Here is a 24,996-nt window from a genome sequence, read left to right as displayed (position 1 = left end):
TTACGTCCCCGTCATTTGTTGTGCTGCATCAGGAAAACGCCAATCTTGGGCGTCTCGTGCAATGTTTGTGGCCGCCGCAGTCAGGCGCGGTGCCCATGTTTCCAAGTGGTCCAATGTGTGGCGCGACGTGGGTCCGGTGACGGACAACGCGCCCAAAACCCGACCGTTGCGCGTCAGGATCGGTTTGGCGATGCAAATGATCCCCGGTTCGTGTTCTTCGCGATCAAATGCGTACCCACGTTTGCGAATAGCCGCCAATTCCGCGCGCAAATCAGCCTCTGTTGTCAGTGTCGTATCCGTAAAGCGGTGGAATGATTGCAGTGCGACCGCGCGGGTCAAATCAGCCTCGGATAGATGTGCCAGCATCGCCTTGCCCACGCCGGTGCAATAGGCGGGGCCAACGCGTCCTGCTTGGCTGTACATCTCGACCGGTTGCGCCGCGTTACGCTTGTCGACGTACAACACCTGACTGGCATCCATCTGTGCCAGATGCACGGTTTCGCCCAACTCTTGGCTGAGCACATCTAGATAGGGGCGCGCGATCGGGGCAAGCGACGAATGTGTCCACGCCGCATGCGCAAGACGCACCAAACGCATGCCCAGCGCATAGGTTTGCCGCTCCGGATCATAGGTCAGCATCCCCTGCGAGGTCAGCGTTTGCAAAAACCGGTACAGCGTCGCTTTGGGAAAGGATGAGGTTTCCAACAACTGTCCAAACCGCACAGGACGCGGGTAGGATGCAACTTGATCCAGCACGTCGCAGGCTTTGCCTACTGTTCCGTCACCTGACATGTTTCTACCCTCCCGTGTGGCATGACCGTTTGACGGTCGAACCAAAGATGCTGTTGACCCTACATGATTCGATGTGATTATCTCACTAAATAGAACAAGGTTTCAACTATTGAAACCAAAGCTGTTTCGGAGGGCGAAGCAGTCAAAAGGGAGAAGACCATGAAATTCACACTAAAAGCGACGCTCGCGGCTTTGGCTGCCAGCACGATTTTGGCAGGGTCTGCGTTTGCAGACGGCCATGCAAAACTGACGGGCGATCTAAAGATCTTCCTCGACACATCGAACCCTGCGCCGCGCGCCACGATGGAAGCGATGATTGAACGTTTCGGGGCCAAGCACCCTGATCTCAACATCGAAACCACTGTCATCGACCGCGAAGCTTACAAGACGCAAATCCGCAACTTCCTGACCGCCAACGCGCCAGATGTTGCAACATGGTACGCCGCCAACCGCATGACACCCTACGTCAATGCCGGTCTGTTTGAAGACGTGTCCGATCTGTGGGCTGACACCGCGATGGGCGAAGAGCTGGCCTCCACCAAGGGTGCGATGACCATCGACGACAAGCAGTGGGGCGTGCCGTACACGTACTACCAATGGGGCGTTTACTACCGCAAAGACATCTATGAAGATCTGGGCATCAGCGAGCCTGCGGACTTCGACGAGATGCTGGCCAACTGCCAGAAAGTCCTCGATGCGGGCATGAAATGCTACACCATCGGCACAAAATGGCTCTGGACCGCGTCAGGTTGGTTTGACTACATCAACATGCGCACCCATGGCTTCGATTTCCACATGGAGCTTGCAGCCGGCAACGTCGCTTGGACAGACGACCGTGTGCGCGAAACTTTCGCAAACTGGGCCAAGCTTGTCGAAATGGGTGCCTTTGTTGACGATCACCAGAACAAAGACTGGCAGCAATCCCTGCCGCTTATGGTGAACGGTGAAGCCGCCGCGATCCTCAAAGGCAACTTTGCCGTGGCACCGCTGCGCGAAGCCGGTCTTGACGACAGCAAGCTCGACTTCCACCAGTTCCCCGCCATCACACCCGGCATCGCGCTGGCAGAAGACGCGCCAACGGACACGTTCCACATCCCGGCAAAAGCTGAGAACAAGGACAACGCCCGCGCATTCTTGCTGCACGTGGCCTCTGCCGAAGAGCAGACGATCATCAACAACGGCGAGAACCTTGGCCAGTTGCCAGTGAACTCCAAAGCCAGCATTGATGACGACAAGTTCCTCAAAGAGGGCTTTGAGATGCTGTCCTCGAACTCCCCAGGTGGCGTGGCGCAGTTCTTTGACCGCGACTATCCGGCTGAAATGGCCAAAGCGGCGATGGAAGGCATGCAAGAGTTCATGGTCTACCCGGAAAATCTGGACGACATTCTTGAGCGTTTGGAAGACGTGCGCGCCGACCTCTAATAGGAACGCCCAGACAAACGGGGGCTGCGCCACGGCGCGGCCCCCACCCGACATCAAATGCGTCCCATCAAACGCTCTACGTCAAAATTGACAAGTCGAGACATTGCTCTGTTTTTCAACACTGCTCCGCTTTTCAATCGTGATGTACGTAACCCCAGAGGTGCCCCATGGCCGAGACATCTGACATGCAGCACAACACGCGTCCCAAAGGCTGGTACGCGCGCAACGAGATTGCGATCACGCCGTGGCTGTTCCTGATCCCTGCGATGATCATGTTCACGCTGTATGTGGTCTGGCCGATTGGGCAAAGTTTTTACATTTCGATGTTCAAATGGGACGGTTTAGGCCCGATCTCAGAGACGGGCGAGTACGTAGGGCTGGCGCATTACGAACGCCTTCTGACACGCGACAAGGCTTTCACGGTCTCGCTTTGGAACAACGCCAAATGGCTGGTGTTCTATCTGCTGGCGATCCCGGGTGGTCTGTTCATCGCGCTGTTCCTGAATCAGACAGTGCGCGGCATTCGCCTGTATAAGTCGTTGTTCTTCTTCCCGTTTGTCATCAGCCAGATCGTCGTCGGCCTGGTGTTCACGTGGTTTTATGATCCGACCTTTGGCCTGTTCAACGGCATCATCGGCGTCTTTGGGTTTAATCCAGTCAACGTCCTTGGGGACCCTAAACTGGCAACCTACGGCATCATCGCGGCGGGGCTGTGGCCACAGACCGCCTATTGCATGATCCTGTACCTGACTGGCCTGAACGCCGTTGACCCCGAGCAGATCGAGGCTGCGCGTTTAGACGGGGCCAAGGGCCTCAAAATGCTGTGGTTCGTGATCTTGCCGCAACTGCGCCCTGCCACGTTCATCGCGTTTGTCGTGACGATCATCGGGGCGCTACGATCCTTCGATCTGATTTCGATCATGACCAACGGCGGGCCATTCGGGTCCACCCGCGTGCTGTCGTTCTACATGTTCGAAAAATCGCTGTCTGAATACGGGTTCAAGATGGGCTACGGCGCGGCGATCGCCGTGATCTTGTTCCTGATCATGCTGCTGTTCATCGGCTATTTTCTATTCCGAATGTACCAAGATGAAAGGGAGGCGCGCTGATGTTTCCCAAACCAATCGAAAAATCCTCGCGCAGTACGCAATTGACCTATCAGGCGCTGCTGCCCGTAGCCTTGTTGCTGTGGCTGGCGCCGCTGATTGCTGTTGCCCTGTTTGCGATCCGACCATCGGTCGATTTCACGCTCGGCAACTACTGGGGCATGCCATCGTCGTTCGAGTTTTTCGAAAACTTCGCGCAGGTGTTTAACTCTTCCATGCCGCGCTACATTCTGAACTCGTTCATGATCACGATCCCGACGGTGATCGGCGCTGTGGCGCTTAGCGCGATGGCCGGATTTGCCCTTGGCGTGTATAAATTCAAAGCCAACCTGTTGTTGTTTTTCATGTTCATCGCAGGCAACTTTGTGCCCTTCCAAATCCTGATGGTCCCGGTGCGGGATCTGACGTTGGATATGGGGTTGTACAACACCAAAACCGGGTTGATCCTGTTCCACGTCGCCTTTCAAACCGGGTTCTGCACGCTGTTCATGCGCAATTTTATCAAGGCCCTGCCGTTTGAGCTGATCGAGGCGGCGCGCGTTGAGGGCATCCGCGAATGGCAGATTTTCTGGTATGTGGTTTTGCCTTTGATGAAACCCGCACTGGCCGCCTTGTCGGTTCTGATTTTCACCTTCATCTGGAACGATTACTTCTGGGCGATTGTCTTGACCCAAGGCGAAAATGCGCAACCCGTAACCGCCGGCATCACCAGCTTTAACGCCCAATTCCGTGCGATGTATCACTTAATGAGCGCGGGCTCGCTTGTGGCCGCCCTGCCCCCTGTTGCGATGTTCTTTTTGATGCAAAAACATTTCATCGCAGGCCTGACCTTGGGCGCTGTAAAATGAAACCTAACCTCGAGTAAACGACATGACAAAGATCACCTTCATCGGTGCGGGTTCTACGATTTTTATGAAAAATATCGTGGGCGACGCGCTTTTGACGCCGGCCCTTGCCGACAGCCATTTTGCCTTGATGGACATTGACGCCGCACGTCTCGCCGAAAGCGAAATCGTCGCGCGCACCATGATCCAAACCGTCGGCACAGGCGCGACCGTCAGCACACACGCGGATCGGCGCAGCGCGCTGGATGGTGCTGATTTTGTCGTCACAGCGTTTCAAGTTGGCGGCTATCAACCTTGCACAGTCACCGATTTCGACATCCCCAAACAGTACGGCCTGCGCCAAACAATCGCTGACACGCTGGGCGTTGGTGGCATCATGCGCGGCCTGCGCACTGTGCCTGTGTTGTGGGATGTGGCGGCCGATATGGCAGAGCTTTGCCCCGACGCGACCTTGCTGCAATATGTGAACCCAATGGCGATCAACACGTGGGCACTGGCGGAACGCTTTCCTAAACTGAAGCAGGTCGGCCTATGCCATTCCGTGCAAAACACGGTGCAGGAATTGTCGCATGATCTGGACATCGATCAGGGGTCTGTCCGCTACAAAGTCGCTGGCGTAAACCACGTCGCGTTTTTCCTGCGCTTGGAACAAGAGGTCGGTGGCCAACTGCACGATCTTTATCCGCGTTTGCGCGATGGATACGCCAATGGGTCGCTCCCCAAAGCGCCACTTTTGATGCCGCGTTGTGGCAACAAGGTCCGTTATGAAGTCATGGATCACCTCGGATTTTTCTGCACCGAAAGCTCCGAACATCTGGCCGAATACGTGCCGTGGTTCATCAAGGACGGGCGCGACGATTTGATCGCGGATTTTGGCATCCCGCTCGACGAATACCCGACCCGTTGCGAGGAACAGATCGCCGATTGGCAAGACCAAGCCAAAGCCATGCGCGCCTCTGGCAAAGTCGAGGTTTGCAAAAGCCACGAATTCGCATCCGAGCTGATGAACGCCATCGTCACCGACACGCCGTATGTGCTGTATGGCAACCTGCCAAACACTGGCCAAATCCCGCAATTACCAATGGGCGCTGCGGTCGAAACCCCTTGTCTGGCGGACGCCAATGGCATCCAACCCACCGTGGTAGACAACATTCCGCCACAGCTGACGGCCCTGATGCGCACGCAAATCAACGTTCAGGAATTGACCGTGCGCGCGTTGGTCGACGAAAACCCCGAACACATTTACCATGCGGCCATGATGGATCCTCACACCGCAGCCGAACTGGATTTACGCCAGATCCGGTCGCTGGTGGATGATCTGCTGGTGGCACACGGCGATTGGCTGCCTGCCTTCGCCCGCAAGAAAAAGGCCTGACGACCATGACCAAAACCGCGACATTCCACGACCTTTCGGGGCAATCCGTCTACATCACAGGTGGCGGCAACGGCATTGGCGCGGCCCTCACGGACGGGTTCATGGGCCAAGGCGCAAACGTCGCCTTTATCGGCCGTTCAGATGCGTCAAAATTTGTCGCCGAAATGGAGATGAAACACGGCCGCGCGCCGTTATTCCTGCAAGGCGACATTACCGACACGGAGCATTTGCAAAAAACGATGCGACAAGCATCAAAGGTGCACGGCCCCATCACTGTTTTGGTCAACAACGCGGCCAACGATGATCGCCACGAGCTGGACAAAGTCACGACAGATTACTGGGACTGGATGCAAGCCATTAACCTCAAAAGCTACTTTTTTTCGTGCCAAGAAGCGGCACGCCAAATGCAGACAGCCGGCTTTGGATCAATCATCAACTTCAGCTCGATCAGCTACATGATGGGCGGTGCGGGTTACACGGCCTACACCACGGCAAATGGCGGCATCACGGCAATGTCTCGCAGCTTGGCGCGCGAATTGGGGCCTGACAAAATCCGCGTGAATGCACTGGCCCCGGGATGGGTTTTGACGCCCAAACAAATGGACAAATGGGCGACACCAGATGCCTTGGCCGCACATCTCGAAAAACAGTGTCTGAAAGAACATCTTGATCCCCAAGACATCGTCGATGCGGTTCTGTTTCTCGCCTCAAAAACCAGCCGGATGATGACCGGCCAATGCGTGGTCGTCGATGGCGGCACCGTGGTGACAGGCTGATGACGCGCGCCGATTGGATCGCCGCCGATTGGGGCACAACCAACCTGCGGGTCTGGGCGATGAAAGGCGGCAGCGTTGTCGACACCGCGAAATCTGACGCGGGCATGGCCCAGCTGGATCGCGACCAGTTCGAGGCTGCGTTGCTGGCGTTGATTGACCCTTGGCTGCGTGACACAACGCCCGTGATTGCCTGCGGCATGGTCGGCGCGCGCCAAGGCTGGGTCGAGGCCCCCTACAGCGCGGTTCCGTGCACGCCCATCGCCAATGGCGTCGTGCTGGCCGCCAGCATCGACCCCCGCCTGCGCGTCCACGTGATCGGCGGTTTAAAGCAGGAAAAACCTGCGGATGTCATGCGCGGCGAAGAAACCCAGATCGCCGGTTTCCTTGCTCTGAACACCGACTGGGACGGCGTCATTTGCCTGCCCGGCACGCATACAAAATGGGTCCATGTCAGTGCGGGTGAAGTTGTCAGTTTCCAGACATTTATGACCGGCGAACAGTTCAATCTGCTCTCTGGCGCGTCGGTGCTGCGCCACTCGGTTGACGCCAAAGGGTGGGATGCCCAAGCGTTCGAGGAGGCCGTTTCAGACACGCTTTCGCGCCCCGAACGGCTTGCCGCATACCTGTTCAATCTACGTGCCCGCGACTTGTTGCATGGACAAAGCAAAGATACCGCGCGCGCCCGTCTGTCCGGATTGTTGATCGGGGCAGAATTGGGGGCAGCACGCCCGTTTTGGCTTGGTCAAAACGTGGCAATCCTTGGGGCGGATGCGCTGGCAAAAGCCTACAGTGACGCGTTGCGGCTGCAAGGTGTTCACGCCACAATCGCCGATGTAGAACGCATGACTTTGGCCGGGCTTCAGGCCGCGTATCGCCAGATCAAGGAGACCACATGACCCTTCCTATCATCGCAATTTTACGTGGGCTGAAACCTAGCGAAGCTGTTGATATCGCGTCTGTTTTAATCGATGCTGGCATCACCACGATTGAGGTTCCGACCAACTCGCCTGACCCGTTCGATAGCATCGCAAAAATCGTTACGGCCTTTGGGGATCGTGCCGTGATTGGTGCGGGAACTGTGCTGACGTGCGACCATGTCGATGCGGTGGCGCGCGCTGGTGGAACACTGGTTGTTTCCCCCAATTGCGACACCGACGTCATCCGCCACACAAAGGCCAAGGGTCTGCAAAGTTGGCCCGGCGTTTTCACCCCGACCGAGGCGTTTGCCGCCCTGCACGCAGGCGCTGACGGGCTGAAACTGTTCCCCGGATCGATGGCAGGCCCGTCGGGTTTGCAAGCCATGCGGGCCATTTTGCCAACAGGCACCCAAGTTTACGCTGTTGGCGGTGCTGGCTCCGAAAACTTTGGGGAATGGATCGCGGCAAGTGCCGATGGTTTCGGCCTCGGCTCTGCGATCTTCAAACCGGGAATGAGCGTGTCTGACGTTGCTAAAAACGCCACCGAAATCGTCGCGGCATACAAGGCGGCAACATCATGAGCACGGTTTTTGATGATCGCATCTGCGAGCTGGGCGAAGGACCGTTGTGGCACCCTGTGCGCCAGCAGCTTTACTGGTTCGATATTCTTGGAAAACGTCTGCTGACACGAAGCGACGATACCACAAATGAATGGCACTTTGATGAACATTGCTCGGCCGCGGGCTGGGTCGACCGCGATACGCTGTTGATGGCATCAGAGACGGGCCTATGGCGATTTTCGCTGGAAACAGGCGCGCGCGAATTGATCACACCGCTAGAGGCAGACAACCCTGTCACCCGGTCAAACGACGGGCGCGCGGACCCTTGGGGCGGTTTCTGGATCGGATCGATGGGCAAGAACGCTGAGAAATATGCAGGCTCTATCAGCCGTTTTTACAAGGGTGAGCTGCGCACGCTTTTCACCTCGATCACGGTGTCAAACGCGATTTGTTTCGCGCCTGATCGCAGCTGCGCCTACTATACGGACACGCATTCACGCCGCGTCATGCGTCAGGATTTGGACGCCGTTGACGGGTGGCCTGTGGGCGCATCGACAGTGTTTCTGGATCTACGCGAAGAGGGACTAAACCCTGACGGGGCAGTAACAGACGCCGGTGGAAATATGTGGGTGGCGCAGTGGGGCGCGTCACGGGTCGCCGTCTATTCACCCAATGGCACGTTCCTAAAAGCCGTTGAGATTAACGCAAAACAAGCCTCCTGTCCGGCATTTGGCGGCCCTGATTTGACCACGCTGTACGTAACGTCGGCGGCTGTCGGTCTAGATGCTGGGCCAAACGATGGCATGACGTTTGTGGCGCAAGGTGTCGGCACCGGTCTGCCTGAATATCAGGTGATCTTGTGATCCCGGCGCTTGGGGTTTGCTACTATCCCGAACACTGGGACAGGGCGTTGTGGGCACGTGACGCCGCCCGCATGATCGACGCTGGCATCAGTTGGGTGCGCATCGGGGAATTCGCCTGGAGCAGGATTGAACCCAAGCCGGATCAATTCGAATTCGACTGGCTGGACCAGGCAATCACGGTGCTGGGCGAGGCTGGATTGAAGGTCGTGATGTGCACGCCAACCGCCACGCCGCCACGCTGGATGCTGGACAAACACCCCGACATGTTGGCCGTGGACGCGCAAGGCAATCCACGCAAATTCGGGTCACGCCGCCACTATTGTTTTTCCCACCGCCCCTACATCGCAGAATGCCAACGCATTGCGCAAATTTTGGGCGAAAGATACGGGCGCAATCCGCACATCCACGGCTGGCAAATCGACAACGAATATGGTTGCCACGACACCACCCTCAGCTATTCAATACCCGCAACAATAGCTTTTCGCGATTGGCTTAGATCCCACTATGACACAATCGAGACCCTAAATGCAGCATGGGGCAATGTTTTTTGGTCGATGGAGTACGACGGTTTTGACCAGATTGACGCGCCCAACCTGACCGTCACAGAACCAAACCCCGCGCATGTGATGGCGTTCCGGCGGTTCAGTTCTGACCAAGTTGTCGCGTTCAACCGCGCCCAAGTGGATGTCTTGCGCGGGCTGACGGACACGCCCTTGATCCACAACTACATGGGGCGCGTGCTGGATTTTGATCACTTTGACGTCGGTGCGGATCTGGATGTCGCCAGCTGGGACAGCTACCCGATTGGCTTTTTGTCGGACCGGCTAGAGGCGTCAGACGTGCATAAATCTACGTATTTGCAGCAAGGCGATCCTGACATGCAGGCGTTTCACCACGATCTGTACCGCGCTGTCGGACGTGGGCGTTGGTGGGTGATGGAACAACAACCGGGTCCGGTGAATTGGGCCCCCTACAACCCCGCGCCCCTACCCGGCATGGTCCGGTTATGGAGCTGGGAGGCCATTGCGCATGGGGCCGAAGTCGTCAGCTATTTCCGCTGGCGCCAAGCGCCGTTTGCCCAAGAACAAAATCACGCAGGCCTGCTGCGCCCTGACGATGTGGCCGCACCCGCATTGGCCGAAGCCAAGGAAGTCGCTGACGAAATCGCCACGATGGGGGCCGTACAACAGACCCGCGCAGATGTCGCATTGGTCTTTGATTACCCGTCCGATTGGGCATGGAGCACGCAACCTCAAGGCGCTGATTTCGACTATTTCCGGCTGACGTTCGATGCCTACCGCGCGCTACGCCGCGCCGGTTTGTCCATCGATATCGTGCCCAGTTCAGCGCGTGAATTCGACGGTTACAAACTGGTGCTCGCCCCCGGCTTGGCAGGCTGTGAACCTGCGCTTTATGCCGCTCTTGAGGTTGCAAATGCACAGGTCATCATTGGCCCGCGCAGCGCCACCGTGACGGACGAACTGTCGATCCCGATCAGTGGGACGCCATCAATTGCAGGCATGACATCGCAGATTGAACTGCACGAAAGCCTGCCGCCACATCACAAACGACCGGTGGTCGGCGGTGGTCACGTTGTGCACTGGCAAGAACGGCTCGCCAATGTCGAAAGCCCGTTGTTGAAAACCGAAAACGCAACCACGGTTCTAAGCGATGAAGGCAATTTTTGGTATTTGGGCGCATGGCCCGATGAAACGCTTTGGGATCGCGTCGTCGCAATGGGATGCGAGGCCAGTGGCGTTCAGATGCAGCACTTGGCCCACGGGCTGCGCGTGCGTCAGGCCGGAACGCGAACCTTTGCCATCAATTACGCAGCACATCCGGTGACGTGGCAGGGCTGCGAAATCGCCGCCTGTGGTGTTGCGGCATGGGACGCAGGCAAACGCGTTTTATGACGCGATCATCCTACATTGCAGATCGGCAAACCGGTGATCGGGTCGTTGCCCGCCTGCGAAACTTTGCAGCGTTCAAAGCCTACAGCGCATAGACCGCGCAGGCCCAAATCATCGCCACATAGGTCAGCTGGTGCAGCAATTGATCAACGCCAAATGTGCGCCAATACCCCGCCTCTGCTGGTCCATGCCCGGACCGATCTGAATACGCGCCTTTGGCCCAATCGATGTGATAGTGAACCGCCCATTCCAGCACGCATAACACCACAATAAAGGGGCTTGGCGCGCCCAAAACGACCAACGCAATCGCAGACCCGCCCGCGTGGATCGCAGCATGTTGCGCGCGGCCCATGTGCGCGTATTGCCCGCGCCCTGCCAGCATCTTTGGTGTCTGCAGAAAAAAATCCGCAAACATGTGTTTGACTTGCAGCAGGATAAGCAAAATCAAAAGCGTCTGGATCGCTGGCGTCACAGGTGGTCCTTTCAGTGCAACTTTAATCTAGCGCATCAAACAGGATGCGCAAATCAATTGATAGGTTTAGAGTGGGCTTGTTAACCTAAATTACGAGTCGCTGACTTTTACTTTTGAATACTGGACCGCCCCATAGAACGTTCGCTTTTCACCTTTATCTGGAAGTACTCCAAACGCGATCAGCTGATTTTGCTGGTGGTGACGTTAACCCTGTTTCCCCTGCTTTACCTGACCCTTGAACTGCCCAAACGAATCATCAATGACGCCATCGGGGCTGGTGCCGATCAGGTTACCGTTTATGGCTACCAAATGGGGCAGATCACTTTTTTGATGGTGCTGTGTGGGTTGTTCCTGTTGGCCGTCTTTGCCCATGGCATTATGAAGATGCGGATCAACACGATGAAGGGTGTGCTTGCTGAACGCTTGTTGCGCCGCTTCCGCTACACCCTGATCGCCCGAATTTTGCGGTTTCCGGCACCCTATTTCGAACGCACCAGCCAAGGCGAATTGGTGTCGATGGTCACGTCAGAATCCGAACCCATGGGCGGATTGATGGGGGATGCGGTCGCCCAACCTGTGCTGCAAGCCGGACAGATGTTAACCATTCTAGGCTTCTTGTTTTTCCAAAGTTTTGCGTTTGGCATTGCCGCCTGCGCGCTGATCCCGTTGCAGGCGTGGATCATCCCAAAAATGCAAAAGCAGATCAACCAGCTGAACAAAAAACGGGTTGTTCAAATTCGGGCTTTGGCCGCCGAGATTGGCGAAGGCGCGGCAGGCGCAAGTGCATTGCGCACCAACGGCGGCTGGCGCTACCGGATGGCGATGATTTCAGATCGTCTGGGCCGGCTTTATGCGATCCGGTTCGAGATTTTCCAAAAGAAATTCTTTATGAAGTTCACCAACAACTTCATCACCCAACTGACCCCGTTTTTCTTCTTTTCGCTTGGTGGTTATCTGGCGATCAAAGGCGAAATCACTGTTGGCGCTCTGGTCGCCGCTCTCGCTGCGTACAAGGATTTGTCGTCGCCTTGGAAAGAACTGCTGGCGTATTACAACCAATCCCAGGACATGTCGTTGCGCTGGGACACGATCACCGAACGCTTTGCCCCGACCGGCATGATCGACACGACGCTGTTTGACACGGATCCTGGCGAAATTCCGGCGCTGATCGGTGACATCACCCTCAGCGGTATCAGTGTGCGCGACGAAGAAGGAAATTCGGTTCTTGAGGATTTGAACGTTGCCTTTCCGGCCGCCAGCACCATCGCGATCACAGCGCCCAGCGACGAGGACCGGCGCGCCTTAGCAGAGCTGTTAACCCGCGAAGTTATGCCCTCGAGCGGCACGCTGAGCATCGCAGGCCAAGACATCACCAAGATGCACCAAGCCACGATCGCCACGCGGATCGGCCATGCCACGTCACGTCCGGTGATGTTCATGGGCAGCTTCGGCGACAACGTGATGATGCCGTTAAAATTCCAACCCATTGATCCACCTGCCGCCACGGACGGGCACCAAGAAACGCTGCGTGCCGGCAACAGCTCCGACATGCTAGAGGCCGAGTGGCTGAACCCCCAAGGGGCCGGCGTCGACGACCCCGCCCAACTCAGCGATTGGTGGTTACAACTGATCACCGGCATGGGCAGTGGCGATGCATTGTTCCGTCGTGGGTTAGATCAGAAATTCGATCCAAACACCCATCCGGAACTGGCCGCGCGGTTGGTTGATCTGCGACCCAGAGTTACCGCCGCTCTTGATGCTGCGGGCCTGTCACAGCATGCGTGGCGGTTTAATCCATCCGAATACAACCCCGCCCTGCCGGTCGCCGACAACCTGTTGTACGCGACCCCGCGCACGCCCATAACGGCTGATGTTTTGGCCACGCAAACCGATTTTATGGACCTGCTGGCAAGTCTGAATTTAGAAGATGACCTGCTTCAGCTTGCAGTCGACACCGTTGACATGCTGCGCCAAATCTTTGGATCCGACGGCACCGATCACCCCTTGTTTCGCAAGCTGGGTTTTGAGGTTACCGCCTATGAGGACGCCTCGGCGTTGATCACAAAGTTCCGTGACGCCAAGACCCTCGACACACGGGAAAAAGCACAACTGCTGGCCGTGCCCTTCGTGATCTCTGCCGAGAAAATCGGCCCTGCATTTCCGGACGAAATCGTCGCCCGCGTGCTGGACATGCGTCGCGAACACGGCCCCGCATTGCAAGCCAGCATGAAGGATCTTTTCACGCCCTTGGTCGACGACCAGCCAGTCGCAGGCCTAAGCGTGATGGAAAACGCGTTGTTTGGCAAAGTGTCAGACGGCTCTGGATCCAGAGGCGACGATCTGCGCCGCACAGTGGCCGACGTTTTGCAGGACGCAGACCTGAACGGGCTGGTTCTGGCGCTGATCTTTGATCTGCCGATCCCACGTGGCGGCGCGAATGTGCCCGCAATGTTTGCCGAACCGCTGGCCGTCAGCCGTGCAACAATCAAACGCCCTCACGTCCTGATCCTCGACAGTGTTTTGTCCAGTTACGACGCGCAGGCGCAAAGCAACATTCACGCCAATCTGCGCGCCGTTCTGCCCGAGACCACGATCATTTGCTTGGCTCCGTCCTTTGCGGACATCACCAGCTTTGATCTGCATTTCGAAATGAAACAGGGGCGCCTTAGCACGGATGATGCCCAAATCGACGATGCCGCAGACAGCACAGTCAGCGCCGATCTGGCCCGCAAATTGCGCGCGATAGAACAGACCGATCTGTTTTCCGGTCTGGATCGCAAACAATTGCGCCTGCTTGCCTTTGGCGCACGCTGGTACTCTGCCGAACCCGGCGATTATGTGTTTCACAAAAACGATGATCCCACCGATGGGGCGTATCTGGTGATCCAAGGCGAAGCGGACTTGCTCTTGCCCAAAAAAGACGGCGACGACACGTTGATTGCCACCAGCGGTCCGGGTAAACTGATTGGCGAACTGGGCCTGATCCGCAATGAACCACGCGCGCTCGACATGCGGGCAAAAACCGATCTGACGTGCTTGCGCATTGGTGCCGAAGAATTCCTTGCCGTTGTCGAAAATGACGCCTCTACCGCATACAAGCTGCTGCAAGTGGTTGCGGGATACGTTTCAAACTAAAACTATTGCCATTTTTTGCGTATTAGCCTAGTTAAGCGGAATTGTTAGCGCTAACAACACGAGGTGACCTCAGATGCCAATCCACACAACATTGGACGACGTAACCAAACGTATCATTGCACGCAGCGCCCCGACGCGCGCCACCTACCTTGCGCGCATGGACGCCGCACAGCGCAAAGGCCCGTCGCGCGCGCATCTGTCGTGCAGCGGGCAGGCCCATGCGTTTGCAGCTGCGGGCGAGGACCAAGACCCGCTCGCCACCGGCACCGGCGGCAACCTTGGCATCGTCACCGCCTACAACGACATGCTGTCCGCGCACCAACCATTTGAGCGTTTCCCCGATTTGATCCGCACCGCGGCCCGCAGCATTGGCGGCACAGCCCAAGTCGCAGGCGGCGTGCCCGCGATGTGTGACGGCGTGACCCAAGGCGAAGCCGGCATGGAGCTGTCGTTGTTTTCGCGCGACTTGATCGCCATGGCGACAGGCATCGCGCTATCGCACAACACCTTCGACGCCGCCGTCTATCTAGGCGTCTGCGACAAGATCGTCCCCGGCCTTGTGATCGGTGCCCAAGCGTTTGGCCACCTGCCCGCCGTGTTCATCCCCGCAGGCCCGATGACCAGTGGCTTGCAGAACGACGAAAAAGCCAAAGTGCGCCAGTCTTTTGCCGCTGGCGAATGTGGGCGCGATGCCCTAATGGCCGCCGAAATGGCAGCCTACCACGGCCCCGGCACCTGCACGTTCTACGGTACCGCCAACACCAACCAAATGCTGATGGAATTCATGGGGCTGCACCTGCCCGGCTCCAGCTTTGTGACGCCGAACACCGAACTGCGCGAAGGGCTGACCAAGACAGGGGCGATGCGTGCTTTGTCGCTCAGCGCCTTGGGCGAAAACTATACTCCCGTCTGCGAAATTCTCGATGAAAAGGCTTACGTCAACGGCATCGTCGGGCTGATGGCCACGGGCGGGTCGACCAATTTGCTGATCCACTTGGTGGCCATGGCGCGCGCCGGTGGGATCATCCTTGATTGGCAGGATTTCTCGGATATTTCCGACCTCGTACCATTGCTTGCGCGAGTCTATCCAAACGGGCTGGCGGACGTGAACCATTTTCACGCAGCCGGTGGATTAGGGTATCTGATCCGCGAATTGCTGGGCGGCGGGTTGCTGCACCCTGACACCAAAACCATCGCCGGTACGGGGCTGCACCACTACACCCAAGAACCGTTTCTGGACGGCGCGAATGTGGTTTGGCGTGACGGCACACAGCACAGCCTGAACGAAAAGATCGTGACGCCGCTGTCCAAACCCTTCCAAACCTCGGGCGGTCTCAAACGTCTTGCCGGATCGCTGGGGACAGGCGTGATGAAAATCTCGGCCGTGGCACCAGAGCACCGCGTTGTGCAGGCCCCTGCCCGCGTGTTCCATTCCCAAGACGCAGTCAAAGCCGCCTTCAAAGCCGGTGAATTCACCGGTGACGTGATCGTCGTTGTCCGGTTTCAAGGGCCCAAAGCCAACGGAATGCCCGAGCTGCACAGCCTGACCCCGATGCTGGCCATTTTGCAAGGGCGCGGCCACAAAGTTGCGCTGGTCACAGACGGGCGCATGTCTGGTGCATCAGGCAAAGTACCCGCCGCGATCCATGTCTGCCCCGAAGCACTGGACGGCGGCCCCATCGCCTATATAAACGACGGCGATATGGTACGCGTTGACGCGCTGGACGGGACGCTGGACGTTCTCGTGGATGACCTGCTGACACGCAGCCCTGCGCACGCAGACCTAGACGATAACCAGTGGGGCACAGGCCGCGAATTGTTCGCGCCTTTCCGCGCCGCAGTCGGATCTGCTGACGCAGGTGCCAGTGTTTTTGGAGACTAAAATGATCAGATCAACCTACGCCCGTAAACTATGCGAAATCGCCCCGATTATTCCGGTGTTGGTGGTGCACGATGTCGCCCACGCGCGGCCCTTGGCCCAAGCTTTGGTCGCAGGCGGTTTGCCGGTTCTTGAGGTCACGTTGCGCACGCCAAACGCGCTGGACGTCATTTCGGAAATGGCCAAAGTCAAAGGCGGATACGTCGGCGCAGGCACGCTTGTAACACCTGATGATGTCGTGGCGGCCAAGGACGCCGGGGCCACCTTTGGCGTCTCGCCCGGTGCGACGGACATGTTGCTGCAAGCCTGCGAAGACAACGATCTGCCGTTGCTGCCCGGTGCGGCGACCGCCTCTGAGGCGATGCGCCTGCTGGAACGCGGCTATGACATGTTAAAATTCTTCCCGGCCGAGGCGTCAGGCGGCGTCGATGCACTGAAAGGAATTGGCGCGCCGTTGCCACAGATTTCGTTCTGCCCCACCGGCGGCGTGAACCCGCAAAATGCGACCAAATATCTGTCGCAGCCTAACGTGGTGTGCGCAGGCGGATCCTGGGTCGCCCCTGCCGATCTGGTGCAAAGCGAAAACTGGGCCGAGATTGAAAAACTGGCCCGCGCTGGCAGCCAACTGCCGCGCTAAGATCACCAAAGGGCATCAGTCAGGTTTGACCGGTGCCCCGCCTTTGACGGTGCCGTCCGCGATCCATCCGTCCAGCACCGCCAGCGCCGCATCCGCGAACGCTTGATCGTTGATGTGACAGTCTAGCATGCTCAGCTGGATCGGGTCTTTGATGGCTTTGCCCATCTCGTCAACCATCGCGGCCAGGCCCTCTGGATCGTGGGCTGGTTCGCCGAGTTTGTCCCATTCTTCAATGCCTTGGGTCGGCATCAACACGTGAACCGGGCCTTTGGCCTGCTCTAGCCGCGCTGCGATGTCGCGCACCAACGTGCGACGTTCCTGCGAACTAAGCCCCGAGGATTTGATCAACCGGTTGTGCGCATGAAACGGGCGGTCCGCATAGGCTGCGGGAATGTCTTGCCAACCTGCAAAATCGATCAGATCCGCACAGCCGGGGGCCACCATTTGTGGAATACCCATCGCGCCTGCATTGGTCATTCGATCGGTGCCGGAATTCACCACAGAACCGCCCATCAAATTGGTGACCTCTGACAAAGCAAAATCCATCACTGCGGCGAAATACCCTTGGCGGGCGAGCGCCTCAAACGCCATGCCGCCCATGCCAGTGGCGTGGAAAACAGCGACCTCAAAGCCACGCGCCTCAAGCGGATCGCGTAAGTGTTTCATGTATCGCAGACAGGATGACCCAAGGCTCATCATTCCGATCACCGGACGACCGGCCACGGGTTTTTCGACCGCATTAGCAGCCCCCAAAACGGCGCCCGCGGCTTGCGACAATGAGGATTTGCAAACCGAATTCAAACCATACAATCCGCCAGCCCAAAGGATCATTTGAATGTCAGGCGACAAACGATCCGGCGGAATCAAAGGTGAAAAACTGACCGTCGACACCAAATATTTTGGAACACCCATGGGCAAAGCTTGCGCGCAATCCAATGCCAGATCAGTGCCCATCGTGCCCCCCAAAGCGAGCATCGCGTCAATCTTGCCCTCGGCATGCAACTGAACGCAAAGTGCCGCTGCACCACGTGCCATAATTTGCATCGCGGTGTTTTCATCTCCACTGTCGATGGCCGCTTGGATTGATGAACCACCAGCCTCGGCGACCGCGTGTTTCGAGATATCCGTCGGTTTGGACGGATCGCCTAACACGCTGACATCCATACTTAAAACCTGCCCGCCCAAGTTTTGGATCCGCTCACAGATATAGTGTAGTTCGTCGTCTTTGGTGTCGTAGGTGCCAATCACCAAAATGGTCTTAGTCATGTCATATCCCTTTCGTCAGCGGCCAATCGGTCGCGCAGTTTTGTCGCCCTTTGGGGCGTGCTTGGGAAACAGGTGCATTATTTTGCGGGATCAAAGTTGTATCCAAGCCGTTTTTAAATTGCGGAATTTATCAAGCGCGTGATGCGATTTATCGTGACCATTGCCCGATTGCCCGACGCCACCCAAAGGCACAGAACCATCCGCCCCGCCATAGGTGTTCACGTGCACAACGCCAGCTTTCAGCCGTTCGACCATGCGATGCGCGCGGCTGATGTCACGGGTGAAAACAGCAGAGGACAACCCGTAGTCGGTTCCGTTGGCGAGGGTCACGGCCTCGTCCTCAGTATCGAACGGCTGCACCGCCAACACGGGGCCAAAGATTTCCTTTTGCACCAACGCGCTGCTTTGCGGGGCGTTGTCGAACAAGGTCGGACCGATGTAATACCCCCCCGTTTGCGACAGTTGACGCGTCCCCCCCATTCGCAATTCGGCACCTTCAGCTTTCGCCAGATCGATGGCGGCCAGAACTGAATTCATCTGGGTTTCTGACGCGATTGCACCAGCGGATGTTTTCAAATCCAGCGGATCACCGATCTGCATTTTGCTGGCCAGCGCGATCACCTTTTCGGTGAATTCAGCATGGATCGACCGTTCGACCAAAAGGCGCGAGGCCGCGATGCACACTTGCCCGCTGTCTCGGAAAATTCCGCCAACGGCGACGGCAGCCGCCTTGTCCAGATCACCGGCATCGGCAAAGATCACGTTGGGGGATTTACCGCCCAATTCCAGATAGACGCGTTTCAAATTGGACTGGGCTGCGTACATCATCAGCTGACGGCCGACGCCGCCCGATCCGGTGAAGGTCATCACGTCCACATCCATGTGTTTGCCAAGGGCCGCGCCGACGTCGATGCCGGTGCCGGTGACCACGTTCAACACGCCATCCGGCAGGCCTGCCTCGTGGCAGATTTCAACCAAACGCAGCAGCGACAGCGATGCGACTTCTGACGGTTTCAGGACCACTGTGTTGCCCGCAGCAAGGGCCGCCGCGATCTTCCAAGCGCCAATCATCAAAGGGAAATTCCACGGCACGATCACGCCGACAACGCCCACCGGTTCATGGTGCACAAGGCCCAACGTGCCCGGCGCGGTCGGTGCGATTTCACCGTAATCCTTGCCGCATAATTCGCCATAAAACCGAAAGGTGGCCGCAGCGCTCATTGGTTCTGCTTTGATCGCCATCGAGATTTCAGTGCCGTTGTCGCGCACGCCCAAAACCGCAAGGCTTTGCGCCTCGGCTTCGATTTTATCAGCAATGCGTTGTAAAATGCGGCCACGCGCGGTGGCGGCAATGCGTGACCAACGACCGTCTTCAAATGCGGCGCGCGCTGCTGCAACTGCGCGGTCAACATCAACAGATCCCCCGGCGGCAATGTCCGTCAATCGCTGCCCGTTAATAGGGGATGTGATCTCCATCATGGCACCATCGCTGGCCGCGACTGTCTGACCATTAATCACATGTTGGGCATTTGAAACCGGCGCATCACGCAGGGCGTCAATTTGGGATTGGCTGATCATTGTTCGCCCTCTTGCGTCAGGTGGATGTCCGTGTCGGGGTTTTGTGGCCGGTTGCGCATTTCACGCATCAAGGTTCGGATGTGCAGCGCAATTACGATCAGGATCAACGCAAAAATGATCATCGCGATCGGGCGATCAATCATGTCCAACGGCGTCTTGACCCGTGGCATGGCAGAACGCAGTTTGACGTCCATAATGCCACCCAGAACCATGCCCAAAATGATCGGTACAATTGGCAAATTCAACCGTTTCAGGATGAAACCAAACACGCCGAAACCCGCTGCCAATGCGCAATCTGTGATCGCGTTGCGCAAACTATAAACCCCCACAAAACTAAGCAACAGAATCGTAATCCCGATCAGACGGGTGGGCAGTTCGATGATCTTGGTCAGCAGGTTTGTCGACACCATCAAAAAGCACAAAACGATCACGTTCAGCACCAGCAACGCCAGATACAGCGCCATGACAAAGTCCATTTGACCTTGGAACAATTGCGGGCCCGGAATGACATTGTGAACGTAAAACACGGTCAGCATCATCGCCGTCAATGCTTCGCCCGGGATACCAAGCGCGAGCAGCGGGATCATCGCAGCCGCCGGCACCGCGTTGTTTGCGGCCTCGGATGCGATCAATCCTTCGGGTGCGCCTTTGCCGAACAATTCCGGCGTTTTCGACGTTTTTTGCGCGTAGGTGTAGGACATGAATTGCGCGGTGAATTCGCCGACGCCCGGGATCATGCCCATCATCACGCCAAATCCGGAGGATACGGTGGCGACCCGTTTGTACATCCACAGCTCTTTCAACCCTGAGAAAATCGACCCTTTGACCGAGATCATTTCGGGTTTTTCATCAGGTTCCACCAACAGCAGGAATGCTTGGCTCAGCGCGAACAGCCCCAACACCACAACGATCAGATCAACGCCTGATGTCAGCCAACTTTGGTCAAACGTAAAGCGGCGCGAATAGGTCACAGGCTCGAGCCCGACCATCTGCAAAAAAATGCCAAACGACGCGAGCATACCCGCAGCAAAGATCTGCCCCCGGTGCGCCAGAACGACCAGTATCAGACCCAACGCTGCAGCTAGAAAAATCTCGCGAGAACCGAAATGCGGTGCGATCTTGGCCAACAACGGAGCCAACAAAATCAGCGCGACAATCGAAAATATGCCGCCAAAAAAGCTGGCGGAATAGGCCAGAGCCACCGCGCGCCGCGCCTCGCCCCGTTGCGTCATCGGATAGCCGTCATAGGTTGTCAGCGCGTTTACGGCAGTGCCGGGCGTGTTAATCAAAACCGCAGGCAGCGCGCCGCCGTACATGGATGAACCGTAGATCCCCAGCAGCATTGTCAGGCCAACAAGCGGCGGCATCGCAAACGTTGCGGGCAGCAAAATGGCGATCGCAACAGCCGCGCCGACACCCGGAATAGCCCCGATAATGACGCCGCCAATCGAACCGATCACCAAGGCCAGCAGCACTTGCCAATCCATCAAGAGCGACACCGCAGAATAAAAGACATCCATTAGATCAAGCCCTTAGAAATAGGTCAGCATAAAGCTGCGAAGTGCGGTTGGCAGATATTCGTAAATCGCGCCACCGGGGATTTTGACCTGCAAAAACCCTTTGAACACCACGACAATCGTGATGCTCAGCGCGACAATCGACAGGTACGTGCGAACGCTCCGGTAGCCCGCACGCGCCGCCAACAGCAGACCAAACACAATAGTCGACAGCAAATACCCGAGCTGCGGCACGACAAAAACATAGGCCATAAACCAGCCCGCATATTCCAGCGACTTGACCCATTGCCAGACCTCTTTCCACCGCCCAACCAGACGCGGCGACAAAGCCGACGACAGCAAATGCAGCCCGCCAAAAAGCACCATCAGAATGACTGAGATCGTCGGCCAGAACGCAGGTTGCGAAAACACCTTGCCGCCCCATTTCCACGGGGATTGCGTGCCAAGTTGCGTGAAAAGAAACACAGCCAGCGCAAAAAACATCCATGCAAAGACAATGTCCCCCGGGCGGCGATAACGTTTGAACAGCTCTTGCAGCCCTTTGAAACGGGTCATGGTTCGCCTTTTCGTGCGGGGATAGTTGTACAGCGCCGCCCGTTTCAAGGCAGCGCTGCGACGTCAGATTACTCGAGCGACGCGTTAATCGCGCCCAAAGTTTTGATGTCATTTTCGATCAGAGCAGTGGAATCGTCTGCGTTCTGCCAATAGACCAAAGCACCGGTATCTGCGGCCAGCTTTAGCGCCCGCTCGGACTTCATCGTCTCCTCAGCAACCGCGATGATCTTTTCGCGCACGCCCGCAGGGGTGTCTTTGTGCACAAACAAACCGTTCCACAACGAGATGTTCAGCGCCGGATCGATTTCGGCAACAGTTGGTGTGTCAGGCGTCAGCGCGATGCGTTCGCCGCCGATGGATGCCAGCACTTTTACCGTGTCCAAGCACGGCAAAACCAACTGCAATGTTGTGTTCATCACATCCACGTCGCCAGAGGCCAGCGTGTTGCAATCCAGCGCGTCGAATGCCGCGTCAGAGGCAAATTCAAACCCTTGCGATTTTGCCAAGGCCATCGTCACTTTGGTCGGAACCAAAGGCGCGCCAAAGTGGCCCAAAACAACGTCGTTGTCTTTGGCATGCGCGGCCAAGCCTGCGATGTCATCATAGGGTGCGTCGGCCCCTGCAACGATCACAAACGGGTAGGTCAGGAACGTGCCAAGTGGCTCAAACGGGTTTGGCGCAAGCTCTGGGATACCGATGTTCGGGCCAACAACCGGAACCGCAATGATGAACGACCCGATGGTGTAGCCATCTGCCGGTGCGTTCGCGACATCAATCGCGCCGGGGAACGGGCCACCGCCGCCGCCTGGCTTGTTCACAACGGCCGCAGGCGAGCCGTATTTGGCTTGAAAATCTTCCGCAATGTAGCGCGTCAGCACGTCTTCTAGATCACCGGGAGGCCACGGCACAACAAACGAAACCGGCTTCTCTGGGTACTCTGCAACAGCCGCAACTGGCATCGCAAGAACGGTCATTGCCGTGCTTGCTGCCAGAATGGCCTTGGTGAAATTCTTCATAGTCATCTCCCTGGATGGTGGTCTTTCGATCTTTTGATCTTGACCTTATTCACTCAACGGTACACTATTGTTACCGACGGTACATATAGTTTGCACTGAGCAATTTCTTCTGTCAACATTTCTTAAAGACCAAGTCGCCAATCCAAAGGAACCCGACGCAAATGGCCAAACCAACCATGGGCACAGTAGACAAGGCGTTATCACTGCTGCGCCATTTTTCTGTGCAAAAACCAGAAGTTGGCCTAAGCGAGCTGTCCCGATTAGCAGGCTATGACAAGACGACAATCCTGCGGTGCATGAACGCGCTAGAGCGCAACGGATTCGTCGAGCAAAACCCCGAATCAAAGAAATATCGCCTCGGGCTTGCCCCCATCAGCTTTGCCCGAATTCGCGAACGTAGCTTTCCGTTGCTGTCGATCTTGCAGCCGCATCTGGACAATCTGGCCCGAGTTACCGGCGAAACGGCCCACGCCACGATCATCACTGGCACCACGCTAATGACTGCACTCATTTCGGAACCAGAGCGCGCAACGCGTGTGCATCTGGACCCCTCGATCGCCCTGCCCGTTCATGCCACCGCGTCCGGATTGGCGATCGCAGCACATCTGCCAGCGGACCTGCGCAAACGCATGATCGAACAGGATGCTTTTGAACGGTTCACCGATCAAACCCCCGACGATCCGGCCGCACTAGAGACCATGTTAGAGCAGGCACGCCAGAACGGATTTACCCGCGCGGATCAGTATTTTGAGGCTGACGTGATCGGCACCGCCGCTGCGTTCTTTAACGCCTCAAATACGCCCGCAGGGGCGCTTGCCGTTGCTGCCGTCGCAACACGATTTAACGCAGACCTATCCGACTTGATCACCACGCATCTTATTGCGGCGGTCAGCGACGTGACCCGAGAATTGGGCGGCACAATGCCCGCCCGCTCAACTGTCGCGGCCTGACCAAAACCGCCCAACCCGAACGCCCGAAAAGAGAGCCCCATGAAAGACGAGAATTTCCTGAAAGAGAACAATGCCCGCCACATGTGGCACCCGATGTCGCATCCTGCCGACAGCGTAGCCAACCCGCCAAAGATCGTCACAGGCGGTCAAGGCGTGCGGATTACCGACGTGGACGGGCACGAAACCATCGACGCCGTGGGTGGTTTGTGGAACGTGAATTTGGGCTATTCCTGCCAACCGGTCAAAGACGCGGTGAACGCGCAAATGGACGCCCTGCCCTACTATTCCACCTTTCGCGGCACATCGAACGACCAGGTCATCGAACTTAGCTACATGCTGCGCGAATTTTTCGCCCCCGAAGGGTTAACGCGCGCGTTTTTCACCTCAGGTGGCTCTGACAGCATCGAAATCTGTCTGCGCCTTGCGCGCCAGTATCACAAGATCAAAGGCCAGCAGGGCCGCATCAAATATCTGTCCTTGAAAAAGGGCTATCACGGCACGCATACAGGCGGCGCGTCGATCAACGGCAATTCGAATTTCCGCACGCAGTACGAACCGATGATGCCCGGCTGCCACCACATTCCCGCCCCCTACACCTACCGGAATCCGTTTAACGAAAGCGATCCTGAACGCCTGTCGCAGCTGTGTCTGAACGCGCTTGAGGACGAGATCGCATTTCAAGGGGCGGAAACGATTGCCGCTTTCATCATGGAGCCGATCTTGGGCGCAGGCGGCGTCATTCCACCGCATCCATCCTTTATGCCGGGCGTGCGCGACATCTGTGATCGCCACGGTATTTTGCTGATCGCGGATGAGGTCATAACAGCCTTTGGGCGCACAGGATCATGGACCGGTTCGCGCCACTGGGGCGTCAAACCCGACCTGATGGCCACAGCCAAAGCGATCACCAACGGTTACTTTCCCTTCGGGGCGGCGATGATCGCAGATCACGTGGCAGAGGTGTTCGAAAATGACACGATGGGCAAAGCATTCGTCGGTTCGGGGTACACCTATTCAGGCCACCCCGTCGGGGCCGCAGCCGCGATCGCTTGCCTCAAGGAAACCCTGCGTCTGGACGTGCCGGTAAATGCCGCCGCGCGTGGTACCCAGTTGCACAACGGGTTGATGGCGCTGCAATACAAACACGACGTCATCGGCGATGTGCGTGGCGGTCACGGCCTGATGTGTGCCATCGAATTGGTGTCTGATCGCGACGCGAAAACCCCGCTCGACAAGGCAACAAGCGCACGCATCTTTGATGCAACGTACGCCAGCGGCACGATGGTGCGCGTGTCCGGCCCGAACATGATTTTCTCACCGCCTTTGGTCTTGACCGAAAACGACGTGAACAAAATCCTGTCGGACCTAGATCATGGGCTGTCCCACGCGTAAGCTCGCTTTTTATAGCACTGCTTGCGAAAGGAT

Annotated in this window: 21 protein-coding genes; 14 read left to right on the top strand and 7 right to left on the bottom strand. The window is 57.2% G+C overall.

Features of this window, described 5'->3' with window-relative positions:
• Nucleotides 1-792, bottom strand: a complete 792-nt coding sequence (locus ACFIO0_RS00990) for an IclR family transcriptional regulator C-terminal domain-containing protein (protein WP_390912758.1) — start codon at nt 790-792, stop codon at nt 1-3.
• Nucleotides 793-951: 159 nt separating this feature from the next.
• On the opposite strand from ACFIO0_RS00990, the gene ACFIO0_RS00985 reads away from it, so the two are divergent.
• The 9 genes from ACFIO0_RS00985 to ACFIO0_RS00945 all read left to right on the top strand — a co-directional run bounded on the left by ACFIO0_RS00985 (nt 952) and on the right by ACFIO0_RS00945 (nt 10,569).
• The gene (locus tag ACFIO0_RS00985) at nt 952-2,214 is read left to right on the top strand and encodes an extracellular solute-binding protein (protein WP_390912756.1); all 1,263 of its coding nucleotides are present in this window, start codon (nt 952-954) and stop codon (nt 2,212-2,214) included.
• Nucleotides 2,215-2,381: 167 nt separating this feature from the next.
• Nucleotides 2,382-3,323 carry an ABC transporter permease subunit gene (locus ACFIO0_RS00980; protein WP_390912754.1) on the top strand — a complete coding sequence of 314 codons (942 nt, stop codon included), beginning with the start codon at nt 2,382-2,384 and terminating at the stop codon, nt 3,321-3,323.
• Nucleotides 3,323-4,168: an ABC transporter permease subunit gene (locus ACFIO0_RS00975; protein ID WP_390912752.1), complete on the top strand. Its 846-nt coding sequence runs from the start codon at nt 3,323-3,325 to the stop codon at nt 4,166-4,168. Before ACFIO0_RS00980 ends, ACFIO0_RS00975 begins: the two co-directional genes overlap by 1 nt.
• A 22-nt stretch (nt 4,169-4,190) precedes the next feature.
• Nucleotides 4,191-5,540: an alpha-galactosidase gene (locus ACFIO0_RS00970; protein ID WP_390912750.1), complete on the top strand. Its 1,350-nt coding sequence runs from the start codon at nt 4,191-4,193 to the stop codon at nt 5,538-5,540.
• Nucleotides 5,541-5,545: 5 nt separating this feature from the next.
• Nucleotides 5,546-6,316, top strand: a complete 771-nt coding sequence (locus ACFIO0_RS00965) for an SDR family oxidoreductase (RefSeq protein WP_390912748.1) — start codon at nt 5,546-5,548, stop codon at nt 6,314-6,316.
• The gene (locus ACFIO0_RS00960; RefSeq protein WP_390912746.1) at nt 6,316-7,212 is read left to right on the top strand and encodes a 2-dehydro-3-deoxygalactonokinase; all 897 of its coding nucleotides are present in this window, start codon (nt 6,316-6,318) and stop codon (nt 7,210-7,212) included. The genes ACFIO0_RS00965 and ACFIO0_RS00960 overlap by 1 nt, the downstream gene beginning before the upstream one ends.
• Complete coding sequence (locus ACFIO0_RS00955; RefSeq protein ID WP_390912744.1) at nt 7,209-7,814, top strand: 2-dehydro-3-deoxy-6-phosphogalactonate aldolase; 606 nt, start codon at nt 7,209-7,211, stop codon at nt 7,812-7,814. The genes ACFIO0_RS00960 and ACFIO0_RS00955 overlap by 4 nt, the downstream gene beginning before the upstream one ends.
• Nucleotides 7,811-8,656 carry an SMP-30/gluconolactonase/LRE family protein gene (locus ACFIO0_RS00950; protein ID WP_390912742.1) on the top strand — a complete coding sequence of 282 codons (846 nt, stop codon included), beginning with the start codon at nt 7,811-7,813 and terminating at the stop codon, nt 8,654-8,656. Before ACFIO0_RS00955 ends, ACFIO0_RS00950 begins: the two co-directional genes overlap by 4 nt.
• Entirely contained in the window at nt 8,653-10,569 is a 1,917-nt protein-coding gene (locus tag ACFIO0_RS00945) for a beta-galactosidase (protein WP_390912739.1), read from the top strand. The genes ACFIO0_RS00950 and ACFIO0_RS00945 overlap by 4 nt, the downstream gene beginning before the upstream one ends.
• Before the next feature lie 79 nt (nt 10,570-10,648).
• Here the strand turns inward: ACFIO0_RS00945 and ACFIO0_RS00940 are convergent, their stop codons facing one another.
• On the bottom strand, nt 10,649-11,038 hold the full coding sequence (locus ACFIO0_RS00940; RefSeq protein WP_390912737.1) for a DUF3307 domain-containing protein: 390 nt from the start codon (nt 11,036-11,038) through the stop codon (nt 10,649-10,651).
• A 186-nt stretch (nt 11,039-11,224) separates the two neighbouring features.
• Between ACFIO0_RS00940 and ACFIO0_RS00935 the strand changes: the two genes are divergently transcribed.
• The 3 genes from ACFIO0_RS00935 (at nt 11,225) to eda (ending at nt 16,689) form a co-directional block, all read left to right on the top strand.
• On the top strand, nt 11,225-14,173 hold the full coding sequence (locus ACFIO0_RS00935) for an ABC transporter transmembrane domain-containing protein (protein ID WP_390915263.1): 2,949 nt from the start codon (nt 11,225-11,227) through the stop codon (nt 14,171-14,173).
• Nucleotides 14,174-14,246: 73 nt separating this feature from the next.
• Entirely contained in the window at nt 14,247-16,055 is a 1,809-nt protein-coding gene (edd, locus tag ACFIO0_RS00930; protein ID WP_390912735.1) for a phosphogluconate dehydratase, read from the top strand.
• A gap of 1 nt (nt 16,056) precedes the next feature.
• Nucleotides 16,057-16,689, top strand: coding sequence for a bifunctional 4-hydroxy-2-oxoglutarate aldolase/2-dehydro-3-deoxy-phosphogluconate aldolase (gene eda / locus ACFIO0_RS00925; RefSeq protein ID WP_390912733.1), 633 nt, complete (start codon nt 16,057-16,059; stop codon nt 16,687-16,689).
• Nucleotides 16,690-16,704: 15 nt separating this feature from the next.
• On the opposite strand, the gene ACFIO0_RS00920 is transcribed toward eda, so the two are convergent.
• The 5 genes from ACFIO0_RS00920 to ACFIO0_RS00900 all read right to left on the bottom strand — a co-directional run bounded on the left by ACFIO0_RS00920 (nt 16,705) and on the right by ACFIO0_RS00900 (nt 22,621).
• Entirely contained in the window at nt 16,705-17,955 is a 1,251-nt protein-coding gene (locus tag ACFIO0_RS00920; protein WP_390912731.1) for a Tm-1-like ATP-binding domain-containing protein, read from the bottom strand.
• A 90-nt stretch (nt 17,956-18,045) separates the two neighbouring features.
• Nucleotides 18,046-19,533: an aldehyde dehydrogenase family protein gene (locus tag ACFIO0_RS00915; RefSeq protein ID WP_390912729.1), complete on the bottom strand. Its 1,488-nt coding sequence runs from the start codon at nt 19,531-19,533 to the stop codon at nt 18,046-18,048.
• Entirely contained in the window at nt 19,530-21,053 is a 1,524-nt protein-coding gene (locus ACFIO0_RS00910) for a tripartite tricarboxylate transporter permease (protein WP_390912727.1), read from the bottom strand. The genes ACFIO0_RS00915 and ACFIO0_RS00910 overlap by 4 nt, the downstream gene beginning before the upstream one ends.
• Before the next feature lie 12 nt (nt 21,054-21,065).
• Nucleotides 21,066-21,605 carry a tripartite tricarboxylate transporter TctB family protein gene (locus ACFIO0_RS00905; RefSeq protein WP_390912725.1) on the bottom strand — a complete coding sequence of 180 codons (540 nt, stop codon included), beginning with the start codon at nt 21,603-21,605 and terminating at the stop codon, nt 21,066-21,068.
• Between the two features lie 68 nt (nt 21,606-21,673).
• Nucleotides 21,674-22,621, bottom strand: coding sequence for a tripartite tricarboxylate transporter substrate-binding protein (locus ACFIO0_RS00900; protein WP_390912723.1), 948 nt, complete (start codon nt 22,619-22,621; stop codon nt 21,674-21,676).
• 161 nt (nt 22,622-22,782) lie between these two features.
• On the opposite strand from ACFIO0_RS00900, the gene ACFIO0_RS00895 reads away from it, so the two are divergent.
• Nucleotides 22,783-23,571, top strand: coding sequence for an IclR family transcriptional regulator C-terminal domain-containing protein (locus ACFIO0_RS00895; RefSeq protein ID WP_390912721.1), 789 nt, complete (start codon nt 22,783-22,785; stop codon nt 23,569-23,571).
• A gap of 39 nt (nt 23,572-23,610) precedes the next feature.
• Nucleotides 23,611-24,963 carry an aminotransferase class III-fold pyridoxal phosphate-dependent enzyme gene (locus ACFIO0_RS00890; RefSeq protein WP_390912719.1) on the top strand — a complete coding sequence of 451 codons (1,353 nt, stop codon included), beginning with the start codon at nt 23,611-23,613 and terminating at the stop codon, nt 24,961-24,963.
• Nucleotides 24,964-24,996: the final 33 nt, after the last annotated feature.

Source organism: Pseudosulfitobacter sp. SM2401, assembly GCF_042932805.1.
Taxonomy (GTDB): domain Bacteria; phylum Pseudomonadota; class Alphaproteobacteria; order Rhodobacterales; family Rhodobacteraceae; genus Ascidiaceihabitans.
Note: the sequence above shows the minus strand (reverse complement) of the source record. Positions and strands in the feature narration are given on the sequence as shown.